Origin of the sequence: Spirosoma sp. KCTC 42546 (genome assembly GCF_006965485.1) — a bacterium.
Lineage (GTDB): Bacteria > Bacteroidota > Bacteroidia > Cytophagales > Spirosomataceae > Spirosoma.
In genome coordinates this window covers 1,629,733-1,647,333 of sequence record NZ_CP041360.1, presented here as the reverse complement: position 1 = coordinate 1,647,333, position 17,601 = coordinate 1,629,733, and the positions used below count along the sequence as shown (strand labels likewise).

Here is a 17,601-nt window from a genome sequence, read left to right as displayed (position 1 = left end):
TGCAAAATGGATAATGTAAAACGCAAAACTGGGTACATAACCTTTATAATCAATCGGTTAACGATCGACGATTTTTCATTTTACATTATTCATTATCCATTTTTTCTACTTAAACCTTAACCGATTAATCATGAACTATTTTTTATTTTATCGGCTGCGACTCCTTGTGATTGGCAGCATGTTAAGCGTATTGTCTATCGTACATGATGTGTCTGCCCAATCGACCAAAGGGTTGGTGAGCGGCAAAATCACGGCTTCTGAAGATGGTGAAGCATTAGTTGGCGCAACGGTTACCGAGAAAGGAACCACAAACGGCACCACGACGGATGTGAATGGGAATTTCAAGCTGAATGTAGCATCGAATGCAACGCTGGTGATCAGCTTCATCGGGTATGCGCCCCAGGAGCTTTCCGTTGCGAACAGGACCAGTTTCAACATTGCCCTGAAAACCGATCAGCAGCAATTGCAGGATGTGGTCGTAGTGGGTTATGGTACCCAGCGCAAAAAAGACCTAACAGGCTCTATTGTTAACCTGACCAGCAAAGACCTGGTGCCGGTGCCCTCCGCAACCAGTGTCGATCAGATGATGCAGGGAAAAGTGGCTGGTGTACAGATTACCCAGACCTCGGGCGCGCCAGGTGGCAATGTCAACGTGATTGTTCGGGGGATTAGCTCCATTACGGGTGGCAACTCGCCATTGTATGTGGTGGATGGGTACGCGATTGGCACGGGTGGTGGCGGTTCTGACCTGAGCACCTTTGCGTCGAACTCATATTCAGCGAGCGGTCTGGCCAGTAGCAGTTCCACCAACCGGATCAATCCGCTCAGTATCATAAATCCCTCGGATATTGAATCGATTCAGGTGTTGAAAGATGCATCGGCAACGGCTATCTATGGGTCGCGGGGTTCCAACGGGGTCATTATCATCACCACGAAACGGGGTAAATTGGGCAAGCCGACCATTAGCTTCGAGCACTCGACAGGCGTGCAGGAGTTAGCCCGAAAAATGAAGTTGCTGACACCCCGCCAGTATGCCGAATTCGTGGCCGAAGGGCGCGACAACGCCTGGGTATTTGCGGGTGGCAAAGCCTCTGACCCCAACAGTGTTCGCAGTACAGCTACGCAGGTGAAACCCGAATTCCGAAATCCAGGCCAGTTTGCCGATGCAGGCTACGGCACCGATTGGCAGGATGTGATCTTCCGAAAAGGAATGGTTCAGAACTATCAGCTGTCGGCTAGCGGGACCAGCAAGGATGTGAGCTACTATGTATCCGGCGGCTTTTTCAATCAGAAAGGGATCATCATTGGCTCTGACTTCAGTAAATTCACGCTTCGCACCAATATTGACGCGCAACTCACCTCCCGTCTGAAAATTGGAGCCTCATTTTCCGGCGCGCACTCTTATGGTGATTTTGCCCGAGCCGAAGGTCACCTGCAATACCGGGGCTTAATCTCGGCGGCTCTGGCCAGCGACCCAACGATTCCGGTGACGAATCCTGATGGAACGCCTTATTCCGAGTTCTCCAGCCCAACAGGTATCCCGGTCGAAAATCCACTGGTGATTGCGGCCGAATTTTCGGACAAACGCAACAATACCAATGTATTCACCAATAACTACCTGCAATTTGAACTGGCTCCGGGTCTGATTCTAAAAACGTCGGTTGGCGTGAATTACTCGAACAACGTCACGCGGTTGTGGAAATCGTCGAAGGTTGGGCTGGCTACCAGCCGCACGGGTGCTGCAACGGCGGCTTCTACCGAAATCAAAAGCCTGAACTGGCTAAATGAAAACACGATCAATTACCGGCATAAGTTTGGCGGTAAGCACGACATCGATGCCTTAGTGGGCTACACGATCCAGAAAAATTCGGATGAGATTTTACAGGCGGGCGCTACGGGCTTTTCGACGGATTATGTGCCTTATCTGGCCGCTGGTACTGTTTCGACCGGTACGAATTACATCAGCGAATGGGCCATCATGTCGTGGCTGGCGCGGGTGAACTACACCTATGCGGGCAAATATCTGCTAACGGCCACGATTCGACAGGATGGCAGTTCGCGCTTTGGGGCTAAGAATCGCTGGGGCACGTTTCCGTCACTGTCAGCCGCTTATCGTTTGTCGGATGAGCCATTCATGAAATCGGCGAGTTTTATCAGCGACCTGAAAATCAGAGCTAGCTTCGGAGTTTCGGGAAATAACCTGATCCCAAACTATGCCACCCAGGGTTTGCTGGGCGTAGCCCGAACGGTATCGAACGGTCAGATCGTTTCCGGTATCGTACCGACTAGTTTAGCGAACGACCAACTGACCTGGGAACAATCGGTACAATCGAATATAGGGGTGGATCTTTCCCTGTTTAGTAATCGACTCTCGTTTACGGTCGATGCTTATCAGGCCTACAAGAAGAACCTGTTGCTGAACGTAACGCTCCCATCGGCATCTGGCTTCGGCAGTTCGGTTCAGAACATTGGCGAGGTTGAAAACAAGGGCCTTGAGCTAACGATCAACTCGCAGAACATCGGGAAAGGTCCTTTCCAGTGGAACACCGACTTCAACATTAGCTGGAACCGGAATAAAGTGCTGGCTCTCAATTCGGATGCGGCCCGGATTGTTACGTCCGATTATCAGGTAGCCCAGGTTGGCTATCCAATTTCCAGTTTCCGGCTTCTCAACATTCTGGGCGTTTTCCAGACCCAGGAGGAAATCAGTAAAAGCCCCATCCAGAACCCGCGTGTTCAACCCGGCGACTACAAGTACCAGGATGCAGATGGCAATGGCACCATCAATACATCGGACAAAACCATTGTGGGAAACCCCTGGCCCAAATTTACCTGGGGATTAGGCAATCGGTTCAGCTACAAGAATTTCGCACTGAGCGTCAGCCTGAACGGCACTTACGGCAACCAGGTTTATTTCCAGGGGGGCGAAGTCAACCTGAACGGAGCCGGGGTGCAAAACCAGCTGGCAGTCATGGCCGACCGGTGGAAATCGCCCGAAAGTCCAGGGGCCGGTTTATATAGTCGGGCCATTCGGAACGATTACGCCTTTGGCTTCAGCGCCGGTACGACCAAATACCTCTTCGACGGGTCGTTCACCCGCATTCGGGATGTGAATCTGTCCTACACCTTCCCGGCAACGACAATCAGCAAGCTGAAACTTCAGGCGCTTTCAGTCTATGCTGATGTCACGAATCTGTACACGTTCACCAAGTATCCTGGCTATGACCCAGAAGGCAGCACCGGGGGCGATAACCTGGCCAAAAGTGGCGTCGACTTTTTCTCATATCCAAACCCACGGACATATACGCTGGGGCTGCGTGTGACCTTCTAAACTAATGAATATTGATTAATGTAAAATGTATAATGAACAATGAATATCAAGCCACTGAAAGCCAATAGCTTACTGAGCATCATTTCGCATTATACATACTCATTATACATTTTACATTATCCATTCATAACCCCTTTAACTGTCATGAAAAAGAAATTATTGGCCATACTCTTTCTGACGGCCACCTTAACCTCCTGCCAGGATTTTCTGAATCTGAAGCCGGCTTACCAGATCAGTGATCAGAGTTTTTATCAGAATCAAAATGATTTTGAAACGGCTTTAGTTGGCGTGTACAGCACCTTTCGGGGTTTGTACAGCGGTAGCGTCGTTCACTACATTGGCGAATTGACGACCGACAATACCGAAATCCAGTGGTCGTCGCCCTCGGCTGATGAGATGCAGCTGGATCAAAATGCAGTAACGGCAACGAACGCTTTTACCAGATCGGCCTGGAATACCTGTTTGTATACCATCTCGCAGTCCAGCAATATTCTGAACCGGATCGATGCGGTTAACTTCGACCAGACCACCAAGAACCGAATCAAAGGCGAAGCGCAGTTTTTGCGGGCGTTCAGTTATTTCTATCTGGTTCGTATGTTCGGGAATGTGCCGATTGCGACCCAAACCTTCACCAGCCCGGCTCAGGTATCGGCCGCCGATTTAACACTGAAGCCCAAAGAAGAAGCCTATAAATTGATCCTTGCCGATTTAACCAGCGCCGAAACGCTCTTGCCTGCTACGGTAGTTACGGATAAAACCAAGGCTTCGCAGATGACGGTGAAAGCGCTGCTGGGCAAGGTTTATCTGACGCAGCAGAATTACGACCTGGCCGCTACAAAGCTGAAAGAAGTAATCGATTCCAAACAGTATTCGTTAGTGCCTGACTATAAAACACTGTCGACCAATGGCAATACGAATCTCGCCGAGACTCTACTGGAAATCGACTATTTATCAGGGCAAACCCTGGGCAACAATTACTCGTCGTTGTTCACACCCGCGATCACGAGCATGGCTATCTTCCCAAACAATTCGCAGGGATCGGGCCGTATTGTGCCGACGCTGGATGTAATCAAAGCCTACGAAACCGGTGATGCCCGTAAATCTATCTCCGTCAACGATTCGGTAACGTTGATTGGCGGCAAGAAATCATACAGTCGCTACGGCTTGAAGTTTGTCGATTTTAAAGCCGTTGATCCCAGTGATGGCAGTGTTTCATTCACCATTCTTCGGTTTGCCGACGTATTACTCATGTACGCCGAAGTCCTGAACGAGCAAGGTAAAACCACGGATGCACTGCCTTACATCAATCAGGTTCGTCAACGGGCTAAATTACCCGCCTTAGCTGACCTTTCACAAGCGGATCTGCGATTAGCTATTGAACGTGAACGACGGGTTGAATTACTGTACGAAGGCCATCGGTGGTTCGATCTGGTCAGAACCGGGCGGGCCCAGACCGTACTGAATGCACATTATGCCAGTCAGAAACTTAACTTTTCGGTGCAGGATTTCGAGCTGTTGTTCCCGATTCCGCAGGCGGAGATCGACTTGAATCCAAAGCTGAAGCAGAATACGGGGTATTGATAAATAGAACGCTGATTTTTATGATGATTATGATAACCATATGATCCTCAAATCTTATAAAATCATAATCATCATAAAAGTTTCACGTTCTCGCTTGGCTTCGCCGAGTGAGGGCTATTTTTTAACGGCCTCTGGCCGGAGACTAGCAACTTAAGTTAAAAACGGGCCAGAGGCCCTTGAAACAATAGCCCTCACTCGGCGAAGCCAAGCGAGAACGTGAAACTTTTCAACCCATGCGTACCCGACTCCTAACCTCCCTCTGCCTGTTAAGCATTGTCATTCTGGGCTTTACAACCACAGTAGACACGCCCAATCTGGATAACTCGACCTTGCGGGGAAAGAACTTCAACAACATCACGCTGGAAGCGTCGCTGAAGCCGTTCAAGAAAAATGACAAGGCCTACATTCAACAGGTGGCTACAGAGTTGTTTACGCAATGGTCATCATTGCTGCGACATACCGACACGGTTTCGGTGATGCTCTGGACATCCGATGGATCGGAGATTCTGGACTACAAAGGCAAGCTAACTCAGCCACTGGAATGGGCTCGCTACATCGGCAACCCCAACACGGAACACGAGGTGGGCTCCGGCCCGAAGGAGTTATCCCTTCACGAACGGGCCTATCTGTACATCGAAAACCCGCCCGCCTTCACCTACGGCGATTTGAAATTCATTATTCAGACCCTGAAAGAAACAGGCAAGCGCATTACGGGCAAACCCGTCATGATTGGCGCTACGTTTGATCCGGGGCCGGAGTTTGCCAAGTCGGAGTTCAAGTACAAAAAACACCCGGAAATTCTCGGTGGTAATGCCATGGGGCACAAGACTATGGTCAGTTGTTATTCGACCCTGAATGCCGATACAGAGGCCTATGCCGGTTTCCCAAAAGGCATTCCGGCGAATACGCCCTTCGGTACATTTCTGGGGCGGCAAAGCCAGCATTTCCTCACCGATTTAGGCTACGATTATATCTGGCTCAGCAATGGGTTTGGTTTCGGGGTTGAGGGCTGGTCATCGACCGGGGCTATCTTTAACGGCAAGGCGTTTGCACCCGAAAAACTAGCGAACACCAAAGAATTGATCGCTGGTTTCTGGAATCTGTTTCGCAAGGAGTGCCCTGCTTTTCAGATTCAAACGCGCGGAACTAACTTATCGACAGGGGCAGATTTAGCCCGCGATGGTGTCGATCTGAAACAGATTTACGGTGGCCATTACAACATGCTGCCTCCACCCAATTCGCCCTGGGCGGCTCTGGACGGTGATTTCGGTCTGGAAATGGTTGGGTATATGTCGCGGATGGCCGAGTTGCCTGATGAACGTTATCTGTTCCGCTATTACACGCATGACCCCTGGTGGGTGAATAGTCCATGGCTGGATCGTTACGGGCAGGAGCCGCACGATATTTACTTACCGATGGCAGTAGCGCGTATCAATGCAAAGGGCGAGATCAAGCTGCCAACACACTTGAATTTCCTGACAGCGGACAATTCCTACGGCGAAATGCCCGCTCAGGTACCGGACGAAGTAACACCCCACATTCTGAAAGCCCGCTACGATGCGCCAACCGCAGCAGGGCCACTGGTTTGGGTGTATCCATTTGATGAGTACCACAGTTGGGCTTACAAACAACCCGACCGATTGCCGGAAATCTATTACGGTGATTGGCTCATCCGGCAGGCCATCAACAACGGTTTCCCGCTGAATACGATTACCTCAACGGGCTCGCTTCAGAAAGTACTAGCAGCAAAACCGGCGTATTTCAATGAGTCAATTCTGATTTCCATCGTGCCGGAAGCGGGGTCGTCGCTCGAAAAAACGCTGATCGATTTTGTGCAGACTGGCGGCAAACTCCTCGTTTACGGGCCAGCAGACCATGCCGGAACCGCCTTCCTGAATCTTCTAAATCTTCAGAATACGACTGCCATTGACGGAGAATTTCAGGTCAATTCAACCATAACGCTGGATGAGCTGACGAAAAAATACCCAACTAAGATCATCCATAACGCGCTGTTTTCGGGTGGTGGCATTGCAACACAGGTGAAGAACAAGGCTGATGCGGGTACCAAAGTGCTGGCAAAAATGACACAGGCCAGTAACGAACGCGACGTAGTTTGGGTACGCGAAAAGCCGGAATGGAAAGGCGGAAAAGTGGCCTATGTACGCGGCACCAATTCGAGCAAATTTACGGGCGGCAAACTCCTGACTCCCGATGATCCCGAACAACTGTTTACAGGGCCACTTTTGATGCGTTATGTCCTGAATCAGTTTGGCCTGGACTACCGAATCGATAAGCGAAACCCGTCGGTAAAGAACCCGGTACTAACCATTTCCCGAGGCAGTAATGGCTTTTTCTTCTCAGGCTATTGCCCCAATACAACCATCACGCATCGGTTCAAATTACCCCAGGGCGCGCCCATTCTGACGGGTTACGAAACCGAGTTGGCCAATGGGCACTCGGTCTATTCGATGCCCAAAGCCTGGCATCGGGAAAGCCGCGTTTTCATTGATCAGGCGGATGGTATTGTGTCCTGCCAGGAAATGACCTCGGGCGTGAAACACATGAAGCGGTGCATCCGCCTGATGGGCTTGAAAAACGCAACGGTTCGTATTTATCCCGATGATGACGTTACAGAACAAGGACTGAACGTTTACTCGAACACGAGCTATCCGTGGAAAAAAGGGCAAACAGCCTTCAAACTAGGCGATAAAAAGTACGGCAAACACTACGTAGTTGAAAACGTGACTGGCGATTTAGTGGCGTTTTGGTAGCTGTGGTGTTGTAGTGTGATGTCGGTTTCTCAAAACCGACACGATAGGTTTCTCAAAACCTACTGTTCAAACCGATAGGTTTTGAGAAACCTTTCATGTCAGATGTAAGCATCTGACAGCACTACAACGAAACCCTCTTTGCGAAACCTTTGCGCCCTTTGCGGTTAAACTCCTACCCTTAACCTCTTTCCTTATGAAACTCATTTCCTCCCTGATCGGGCTTGGGCTAGCGGTCGCTATGGTTTCGTTTCAGAACACGAAGCCTGAGACCGACACCTACATAACCCTACAAGAAGGGTTCAAAAATCCACCCATCCACGCCCGCCCCAAAGTGTATTGGTGGTGGCTGAATGGCTATGTCGATACCGTTCGGTTGAAGGAAGAATTGAGGTCTATCAAAAATGCTGGATTAGGCGGAGTCGATATTTTTGAAATCGGACTGCCACCCGCCAGCGATCCCAATCAGATTATTCCAGCAGGCCCAGCCTTCATGAGCGATGCGTCCGTAAAAACGATTCATATGGCTATTCGGGAAGCGGGCAAACTAGGGCTGGAAGTAGGCCTGAATTTAGCCAGTAGCTGGAATGCCGGAGGAAGCTGGGTAAAACCACAGCACGCGGCCAAAACACTTTATTTCTCTAAAGTGACGGTCAATGGTTCCAGCCAATCGACCGTTCGGCTACCGTTTCCAACAATTCCGCCCGATAAGCAGGGAAAGGCGCGCCCTATTGCCTACGGCCCGGATGGAAAACCGGCTTACCATGAAGAAGTGGCCGTTATTGCCCTTCCGGCGGATCAACAAGCGCAGCTCGATACCACCAAAGTCATCAATGTATCGGCCTTTTTTGACTCAAAAAAAGAAGAATTAACCTGGAAGGCACCAGCGGGAGAATGGGACGTTTACCGCTATATCTGCTCCAATTCGGGCGAGCAATTGATTCGACCAACGCCTAATTCGGTCGGCCCCATCATCGACCATTTTGATTCGACGGCCACGCGTATGCACGTCATGTATTTCATTGACCGACTGAAACCGCACATCGGCGATTTTCGAAAAAGTGCGCTCAAAAATTTGTACCTGGCCAGCTACGAAGCCAAAGAATTTACCTGGACGCCTACCCTACCCGCTGCGTTCAAAAAACTGCACGGCTACGATCTCTATAAATTTCTACCCGCCATTTACAACCCGGAACAGTATCAACCGGAACTCGCCAAAAGCTTTCAATTTGACTTCGACAAAACCCTGTCTGAGTTGATGATTAACAACCATTACCGAAAGGCGAAGGAAATCTGCAACAGCTACGGATTGCAGATCATTTCTGAATCGGGTGGGCCGGGCCATCTGCACCACATTCCGGTCGAAACGCTGAAGGCGCTGGGTTCGTTGGACGTGCCGCGCGGGGAATATTGGTACAACCGCACGTTCTTTCTGGAAAACGACAAAGACAGTCTGGTCGACATGATTTATCTAGTGAAAGAGATTGCAGCCGCTTCGCACATTTACAAGCGTGGGCTAGTCGAAGAAGAGTCATTTACCAGCTACTGGGATTGGCAGGAAGGCCCGTCGGATTTGAAACCCCTCGCCGACCGGGCGTTCTGCGAAGGTATGAACCGACTGGTTATTCACGGATTTCCGCACAACCCGACCGAGATGGGGCACCCCGGCATCGCATATTTTGCCGGTACGCATTATAACGACCGGAATACCTGGTGGCCTAAAGTCAAGCCCTTTAATGACTACCTCGGCCGCATTTCATACATCCTGCAAAAAGCTGATTTTGTGGCCGATGTGCTTCACTATTACGGTGACAATGTGCCGAACCTGATTCCACCTAAAAACACCCGGTTTGTAGTCGGGCCAGGTTATGATTACGAAGTAATTAATACGGAAGTTCTGCTACGGGATTTAACCGTCGAAAAGGGCGAATGGGTCTTGCCGGGCGTTGGTCGTTATAAGGTATTGAGCATTGGCAACGAGGGACGGATACCCGCCGAAGCCCGCGCCAAACTAAAAAAACTGGCCGCACAGGGAGCCAAACTGGTCGATCAACAACCAGCGTTGCCAGCCCTAACGGCTCTACGCATTTCCCCCGACTTCAGCTACCCTGATCAGAAAGCCGATCAGCGGTTTACACCACTGGACTATATTCATTATCAGCGCGATGGCCTGGATTTTTACCTCATTCGAAACACCACCAGTCAGTGGGTGTCAAAAACCTGCCAGTTCCGTCAACAGGGGAAAACGCCTGAAATCTGGGATCCTATTTCGGGCGACGTATTATCAATAACCAAGGTTAAACAGGAGAATGGTCGCATTCAGATACCGATTTCGCTACCGCCTTACGGTGCCTATTTTGTAGTATTCGGCAAGCCATTGTCAGCCCCTAAGACCGCTGCTGGCTTTGTCGCTCCCGAAACCCTGAAGCCCGTCATGCGTCTGGATGGGCCCTGGAAGCTCACGTTTCCAACCAATTGGGGAGCGCCCGAATCGGCTACCTTTCCCAACCTGATTTCCTGGACGGAATCGGATCAAAAAGGCATTCGGTATTTCTCCGGAACGGCTACTTATCACAAGGGTTTTCAATACAAACCGGTTTCTGGTACGCCCAAAGATCGGGTCTATCTTGATTTGGGAGAACTGACGAACGTGGGCGAGGTCTGGTTAAATAACAAGCCATTAGGTATTGTCTGGACACCTCCTTACCGCTTCGACGTCACCAATGTCATCAAACCGGGGGCCAATACGCTTCGCATCGACGTGGCGAATACCTGGTCGAATCGCTTAACGGGTGATGCCATAACGGGCGAAAAATACACCAAAACGAATATTACCAAAGCCAACAAAAACCTGGTTCCGTGGGAGAAATTACCCTTGATTAAGTCAGGTTTGCTGGGACCCGTTACGATTGCAACGACAAAAACCACGAATTGACAGGGCGATGAAAAAGCATGTGTGGTATCTGCTGCTAGTGTTGATTTCGACGGTTTCATTGGGGCAGTCGAGCCAGGTGATTGCTGATGACCCAACCCACATTCGGGATGTTATTTATGGCCATAAGTTTGGCACAGCGCTGACGATGGATGTGCTGAAGCCTGCTAAACCCAACGGCATTGGCGTCATTTTCGTACTCAGTGGTGGCTGGCACTCCGACATCAGTATGATTGAAAAGCGACGAAAACACTTCCATTATTTCACCGATCGGGGCCAAACCGTATTTCTGGTCATTCATGGATCGGCACCGAAATTCCAGGTCAATGAAGTTATTCAGGATGCACACCGGGCCGTACGATTCATTCGATTCCATGCTGCCGAATACAACGTTAATCCAAACCGATTGGGGATATCAGGCATGAGTTCTGGCGGCCATATTTCTCTATCAATAGGAACGGGTGTAGGTCGAGCTGTTCCATCAGACACGCTTCAAACGGCGAATCTTGCCGATTCTGTTGATCGGATTTCCAGTCGGGTACAAGCGGTAGCCTGTTTCTTCCCGCCTGCCGATTTGGTTAATTTTGGACACGCTGGAAGGCTCTTTGTCGAATGCGACACCGTACGGCGGTTCTGGCCGCAGTTTGGGGTTGACGGCAAATCGCGGGCGGAGAAGTTAATTATCATGCAGAAACTTTCACCGTATAACGCGATTTCTAATGATGATCCGCCAACGCTGGTGCTGCACGGAACGGTAGACCCACTTATACCCCTTGAACAATCAGAACGGTTCATTGCCCAACTTAAGAAAGCGGGTGTACCCGCTCAGTTGATCATCCACCAGGGTGGTGCTCACGGCTGGGATGAAACCTGGGAATCGGATTTGGGCGTATTGGCCGATTGGTTTGAGAAGTATCTTGGTGCAAACCAAAAATGAAATTGTTTTTTTAACGCAAAGACGCAAAGGCTTTCGCAAAGAGCGCAAAAGGTTAGTATCGAAGCATTCTCTGTAAAACCCTTACGCCCTTTGCGTTTAAATCATAGACAAATGAAGCTACTTATCCTCTTATTTCTGGCCTTATCGTTGGGGGCAAATGCCCAGCAGGCCGATTCAGTAACCTATTTAGCCAACATCAAACAGGAACTCACCATACAATGGCCGAAAAACCGAACCATTAATCTTGTGTTTCATGGGCATTCGGTACCGGCGGGTTTCTGGCATGATCATGAAGTCCATACGCTGGAATCATATCCGAATCTGCTGCTGGCCAAACTGAAAAAACAGTATCCGTATGCCGTTATCAATGTGATTGTTACAGCTATTGGCGGAGAGAATGCCATCAAAGGCCAAACGCGCTTTGAGCAGGATGTGCTCGTCCATAAACCCGATGTGTTGTTTATCGATTACGCTCTGAACGACCGGTTTTCGGATATTGGCAAAGTGAAAGAAGCCTGGTCGAGTATGATACAATCGGCGCTGGCCCATAACATACCGGTTATTTTACTAACCCCCTCCCCCGATCAACGCCTGAATATTCTGGATGCCCAAAATCCACTGGAGCCCCATGTGCAACAGATCCATCAACTGGCCGAACAGTATCACATTGGCTTAGCCGACCCTTATCCCCGGTTTAAGCAGATTGCGAAACGGGGTGAGTTGACCAACTACATGTCGCACGTGAACCACCCCAACAAAGCAGGTCACGAGATCATTGCCGACGAGATTCTGAAGTGGTTTACGAAGTAATGGGGCTGGGCGGTCGATAATCGTATTCGGGACTCGCAATAACGGCAAACTTGTACTTGTCGCCGTGGTAATACGATTGTTCAATTTCAACAACTTTATCGCCGTTGCAGATCACGGCGCTATCCAGCAAGAAAACCGGCGTTGGTTTATTGAGGTCAAAATTGGTGGTGTTGGGTTCCAGAATTTTTACGCCCAACGTCTGCTGAACTTCATTAATTTTCAGGTGGTAATTAGTCTCGTAGACTTTAAAATACGAAACCTCAGTCGGTATTTTGTTGATTTTTGGGCAGAGGGTCAGGGAAATGTACTTGACCTCATCTTTAATCAGCAACTCATCGGCGTAACGGAGCTGGTGAAGTTTCAAGGCAGGGCCTTCTATAATAAAATGCCGCCCGTTGATCTCCGACGAGATACCATCCTGCAAAATCGTTTTCTCCAGAACAATGTTTTTCGGGGTAAACCCTTCAGCAATCAGGCTATCGTGAAAGCCGCGCCGAGTGGCGTATATGGACCCAAGGGTACGAAGCAAGTGGTGATCTTCTGTACGATTTAGCACATAAGTTCCTTTACCTTTTATGCGACGAGCCCAGCCTTTGGATTCAATTTCGAGGAGCGTTTTCCGGGCCGTTGTGTTGCTGATTTTGAAGGTTTTAATCAGTTCATTTTCAGAAGGTATCTGATCACCTGGTAGTAACTCCCCAGTTTTTATTTTTTCAATAATGCTTTCACTAAGCGCGATAAATTTCGCCTTACCTGCGGCTAGCTGAGCAGTTGTGCCTTCCTTTTCCATCCAGTTTAATAGACCTATAAGCAGTTAACACTCGGTGTGATAGCCCGTTACGTATAACTTCCAGTAATCTTACCAATACGTATACAAGGCTTGTAAATATACATCTTCCTGTTCAGGATTAAATCGAATCAGTAGAGCAGAAGCCAGGGCATGTTTTGTAGCTTACAGTTGCAGCTTTATCCTGGCCGCTATTTTTCTTAAACCATGAATCGTCGTTTCTTTCTGTTTTTCGCAGTCAGTCTATTCGTATTTACCGCTGGTTTTGGCCAGCAAACCGCATTTCAGTGGCAGCAACTGGCGCCCGGTGTGTGGAAATCGGTGGTGGGAAGTCCGGATGGCATTACACCCCTGGCCGTTGCAGAAGTAAAACCCCGGCTGGATGGTTTGCAAAAGCTGGGCGAGCGCGCATTTCCTACACAACTGAGTGCGAGCGTGCATGAAAAAAATGACGGCAAAACGTTAGTACGATTTCCCCTCCAGAAAGACGAACAGCTCTTCGGATTCGGCTTGAACTTTAAAAGCGTTCAACAACGGGGCACCATCAAGACGCTACACGTGGATCACTACAACGGAAAAGACAACGGCCGAACGCACGCACCTGTTCCGTTTTATGTGTCCAGCCTGGGTTACGGGGTACTCATCAACTCCGCCCGTTACATCACGGTTTATGCGGGTACGGGCGTGTTAGCCGAAGGCAAAAATTCACCGCCCGAAATGAACCGCAATAGCCAGCGAAACTGGAATGCACAGCCGTATTCGGATGCCGTAGAAATGGTGATTCCAGCGGCTGGTACGGAGGTTTATATTTTTGCAGGACGTACGCCAATGGAAGTTGTGCAGCGCTACAATCTTTACTGCGGTGGGGGCACATTGCCACCTAAATGGGGGCTGGGTTTCACGCATCGAACACCCACGCTGTTTACCGACAAACAGATTCTGAACGAAGTCGCCGAGTTTGAAGCCAAAGGGTACCCGCTGAGTTTTGTCGGACTGGAACCGGGCTGGCAGTCTCATTCTTACCCAAACAGTTTCGTTTGGGACAGCACACGATTCCCCCACCCCGACCAGTTTTTGAAGCAGTTAGCGACGAAGAATATCCGGTCTAATCTGTGGATCAACCCATACGTCTCATCGCATTCACCCATTTTCAAGGACGTGTTGCCGTACACCGGTTCGCACACGGTTTGGGTTGGCCGGGTTCCCGATTTCAATCTGGCTCCCGCCCGGCAGTTGTATAAGGACTTATTTTCGAAACAGCACTTGTCCATCGGCGTGTCTGGTTATAAGGTTGATGAAGTAGATGGCTATGATAACTGGTTGTGGCCCGACGTAGCCAAATTTCCGTCAGGCATCGGTTCCGAGCAGATGCGGCAGATTTATGGGCTGCAATTTCAGAAAATGACCGACGGCTGGTTTCGGGAAAAGAACCAGCGAACCTATGGTCTGGTACGCGGCTCCAATGCGGGAGCTAGCGCCTTACCCTACGTGATTTACAATGATTACTATGATCACCGCGATTTCATTACGGCCCTGTGCACCAGCAGTTTTGCGGGCGTACTCTGGACACCCGAAGCGCGTACGTCCAAAACTCCGGAAGAATGGCTGCGTCGGATGCAGACGGTTTGTTTTTCGCCTATGGCGATGCTCAACGCCTGGGCCGATGGTACCAAGCCCTGGACCTTCCCCGACGTAGCCGAAGACGTAAAATCGGTGATGCAGTTACGGATGCAGTTGCTACCCTATCTCTACACAACCTTCGCCCAATATCATTTCGAAGGCAAACCGCCAATTCGGGCTATGAATCTGGTCGATGGTTTTTCGTTCGATGAGAAGACTACAGCCGCGCAACTGAATTCGACGGATAATCCCTACGCGATGGCGGTGAAACAGGATATCAAGGATCAGTTCATGGTTGGCGATTACTTGCTGGTAGCGCCCCTGTTCGCGGGCGAAACAAGCCGAAAAGTGGTGCTACCACCTGGCAACTGGTACGATTTTTACACCGGAAAATTGGCGGGCAAAGGCGAAGTGATCGAGATCAAACCAGGCCTGTCAGCCATTCCCGTATACGTAAAAGAAGGGGGCATCATTCCCATGATTCCGCCCCTGCTGCATACACCGGGAGAGAGTGAAAAACTGCCGTTACAAATTCGGTATTACGGCATTACAGAGTCCAGTTGGAACCTCTATGATGACGATGGCATTACCTTCGACTATGAAAAAGGCAAGTATACCTGGACCCGGCTGGACGTCAAAAAGAACAAAAAAGGTCAGCTAACCGGTAGTTGGCTTGCGCCCAAAGACGCTGGCTTTCACTACACCAGTGCCACCTGGGAGTTTATGACACGTTAGTGTAAGATTTCGTGTACCTATAAGTTTCAGTCCGTGTTTCAATCGAGTTACTACGGTCAACAAAAGGGCCATTACTCGCGTCGAATGGCTTCAACGGGGTCAAGGCGGGCGGCTCGCATGGCGGGGTAGGTCCCGAAAATGACACCGATTAACATGGCAATGACCATGATGATGATAAACGTGTTCCAGGTGTAGGCCATCTGAAACGGCACATCCGTGAGCGCTTTTACAATGGGCACGAAAGCCATTGTGCTTAGGAGTCCCAGTGCCAGCCCAAGCAGACTACCAAAGGTGGAAATGGTGATGGATTCAGACAGAAACTGCCATAAAATATCCTGCCGTTTCGCCCCAAGAGCTTTTCGAACACCAATCTCGACCGTCCGCTCCGTCACGGAAATCAGCAGTACGTTCATCACACCAATTCCACCGACTAATACCGAAATGCCCACAATCATCCCCATGATCAGGCGAAACAGGAGAAAGCCTTTGGCTACCTGACTCACCCGTTGCTCATTGGTGATGATTGAAAAATCGGCCAGTTTGGTGCTCATATTCGTGGTCAACCAGCCCTCGATCTGCTTTTTCAGTTCAGGGACTTCTTCTACATTCTCGGCCTCAATGATACCCATGGGTGGAGTAGCCTTTAGAACACTGTCAGGAAATAGGGTAATGGGCATCATCAACTGACCAACTTTGGCATCTTTATCAGCCGAAATCCCGATCACGGTCAGCGTAGTGCCTTTATACACAATCTGTTGATTGATAGCCGTTTTCTCTGGCTTCTTGCCCACGAGTTGTTTCGCCAATCGTTGGTTGACAAACGCAACGGCACGCCTGTTTTTCAGGTCGGTTTCGCTAAAGGCAGTGCCGTATAGCAGTTGTATGTCCGGGTGAATTGGGAGGTTCATGCCCGTAACGATTGTACCAACAGACAGATTGGTTGCTTTGGCCGTAATTTCGTCGTTTTGCCGACTATAGAGATAGCCCTTTGCCGATTTTGTCAGGCTTGCCCGTAGCTTCACAAATGAATCGTAGGTCAAATAGTTGTAGTCCTGTTTCTTCACACCTACCTCATTCACGGATTTGTAGAGATTGGGCTGGATCAGAATGGCTTTCAGGGAGGTTGTTTTCGTGATCTGTTCCTGGGCATATTGCTCCATCCCATCAATTAACGAGAGCATAGCCACCAGCGCGGCCACGCCAATGACAATACCCAGTATCGACAAAACAGTGTGGAAGAAACGAGTCCGAATATTTTGTAGAGCCGTTACAAACGAAACCAGGATTTTCTTACCCATGACCGATCCAATGCTAGTGTAGAAAGCTCAAAGTAAGGCGCTTTACCGACTGAATGGAACGCTTATGTGATAAGCGGGTGTGTACCTGCGCGAATTTGTGCAGAACTATCTGGCCCAACCCGAACACATTGTGGCTTTATACAACAATAGGGAAGCCGTTACAACGGTTTTTTAGCCATCTGAGTCTTATCGTAAACTATGACTCTGATGAAGCAACTGGTTGTTTTTCTCTTACTTAGCTTACTCGGTTGTTATACTAGTCAAGCCCCTAGAGGTAAAAGCGACTGTTCTTACTTACGAACCCATTGGGTACGTTTGTGATGGTGGTTACACAATTCAGCCTGAAACAGAAGCACTCTACATGGCCCGTACAACAAGCCTCCCCGCTCCTTATAACGATTTTAATACCCTCAAACTTCCAGCTTCGGTATGGATTCGTTATAAGAATCCGGCTACTCCAGTAGAAACTTGTGGGCAACCGCCATTGATTGATATAGTGTCCATGCGAGCGAGGTGATTTTTAACTATTTGCCTATCAACGGTAAGTGCCCAATAAGATGGTAGCCCCGATTTGAGGTTGGCCAATTCTTCGTTCGTTAATAGGAAAAGGAACAAACCCATAGCTGGCCTCCAACCGTATATGGGGGAGTAGCCTAAAATTGATGCCTGGAGTAAAGAAAATCGCTTCCCTGATCGCAGGAGTTGGTTTGCCAAATTGGTAGGCTACTTCAGCGAAGGGTGATAGCCGACTAGAAGTAAACTGATACCGCACTACAAGACCTACACTTAACTTATATAAAGG

Annotated in this window: 9 protein-coding genes; 7 read left to right on the top strand and 2 right to left on the bottom strand. The window is 49.5% G+C overall.

Annotated elements, in window-relative coordinates; genetic code table 11:
• Positions 1 to 130 precede the first annotated feature (130 nt).
• From EXU85_RS06645 to EXU85_RS06620, 6 genes are all read left to right on the top strand, one after another.
• Positions 131 to 3,331 (top strand): TonB-dependent receptor, encoded by a 3,201-nt coding sequence (locus tag EXU85_RS06645; RefSeq protein WP_142771323.1) that lies wholly within the window; start codon positions 131 to 133, stop codon positions 3,329 to 3,331.
• A gap of 144 nt (positions 3,332 to 3,475) precedes the next feature.
• Positions 3,476 to 4,912: a RagB/SusD family nutrient uptake outer membrane protein gene (locus tag EXU85_RS06640; protein ID WP_142771322.1), complete on the top strand. Its 1,437-nt coding sequence runs from the start codon at positions 3,476 to 3,478 to the stop codon at positions 4,910 to 4,912.
• 233 nt (positions 4,913 to 5,145) lie between these two features.
• Entirely contained in the window at positions 5,146 to 7,683 is a 2,538-nt protein-coding gene (locus EXU85_RS06635; protein ID WP_142771321.1) for a hypothetical protein, read from the top strand.
• 193 nt (positions 7,684 to 7,876) lie between these two features.
• A complete protein-coding gene (locus tag EXU85_RS06630) occupies positions 7,877 to 10,615 on the top strand; it encodes a glycosyl hydrolase (RefSeq protein WP_142771320.1) in 2,739 nt (912 codons plus the stop codon).
• Positions 10,616 to 10,622: 7 nt separating this feature from the next.
• The gene (locus EXU85_RS06625) at positions 10,623 to 11,549 is read left to right on the top strand and encodes an alpha/beta hydrolase (protein WP_142771319.1); all 927 of its coding nucleotides are present in this window, start codon (positions 10,623 to 10,625) and stop codon (positions 11,547 to 11,549) included.
• Positions 11,550 to 11,660: 111 nt separating this feature from the next.
• A complete protein-coding gene (locus EXU85_RS06620) occupies positions 11,661 to 12,359 on the top strand; it encodes a GDSL-type esterase/lipase family protein (protein WP_142771318.1) in 699 nt (232 codons plus the stop codon).
• Here EXU85_RS06620 and EXU85_RS06615 read toward each other — a convergent pair.
• Entirely contained in the window at positions 12,349 to 13,149 is an 801-nt protein-coding gene (locus EXU85_RS06615) for a GntR family transcriptional regulator (protein WP_142771317.1), read from the bottom strand. The two genes, EXU85_RS06620 and EXU85_RS06615, sit on opposite strands and share 11 nt — an antisense overlap.
• A gap of 204 nt (positions 13,150 to 13,353) precedes the next feature.
• On the opposite strand from EXU85_RS06615, the gene EXU85_RS06610 reads away from it, so the two are divergent.
• Positions 13,354 to 15,501, top strand: a complete 2,148-nt coding sequence (locus EXU85_RS06610; protein ID WP_142771316.1) for a TIM-barrel domain-containing protein — start codon at positions 13,354 to 13,356, stop codon at positions 15,499 to 15,501.
• Positions 15,502 to 15,572: 71 nt separating this feature from the next.
• Here EXU85_RS06610 and EXU85_RS06605 read toward each other — a convergent pair whose 3' ends face one another.
• Positions 15,573 to 16,799 (bottom strand): ABC transporter permease, encoded by a 1,227-nt coding sequence (locus tag EXU85_RS06605; protein ID WP_142771315.1) that lies wholly within the window; start codon positions 16,797 to 16,799, stop codon positions 15,573 to 15,575.
• Positions 16,800 to 17,601: the final 802 nt, after the last annotated feature.

Coding starts and splice junctions, on each gene's coding strand:
- EXU85_RS06645 (WP_142771323.1), top strand. CDS start 131: ATGAACTATTTTTTATTTTATCGGCTGCGACTCCTTGTGATTGGCAGC.
- EXU85_RS06640 (WP_142771322.1), top strand. CDS start 3,476: ATGAAAAAGAAATTATTGGCCATACTCTTTCTGACGGCCACCTTAACC.
- EXU85_RS06635 (WP_142771321.1), top strand. CDS start 5,146: ATGCGTACCCGACTCCTAACCTCCCTCTGCCTGTTAAGCATTGTCATT.
- EXU85_RS06630 (WP_142771320.1), top strand. CDS start 7,877: ATGAAACTCATTTCCTCCCTGATCGGGCTTGGGCTAGCGGTCGCTATG.
- EXU85_RS06625 (WP_142771319.1), top strand. CDS start 10,623: ATGAAAAAGCATGTGTGGTATCTGCTGCTAGTGTTGATTTCGACGGTT.
- EXU85_RS06620 (WP_142771318.1), top strand. CDS start 11,661: ATGAAGCTACTTATCCTCTTATTTCTGGCCTTATCGTTGGGGGCAAAT.
- EXU85_RS06615 (WP_142771317.1), bottom strand. CDS start 13,149: ATGGAAAAGGAAGGCACAACTGCTCAGCTAGCCGCAGGTAAGGCGAAA.
- EXU85_RS06610 (WP_142771316.1), top strand. CDS start 13,354: ATGAATCGTCGTTTCTTTCTGTTTTTCGCAGTCAGTCTATTCGTATTT.
- EXU85_RS06605 (WP_142771315.1), bottom strand. CDS start 16,799: ATGGGTAAGAAAATCCTGGTTTCGTTTGTAACGGCTCTACAAAATATT.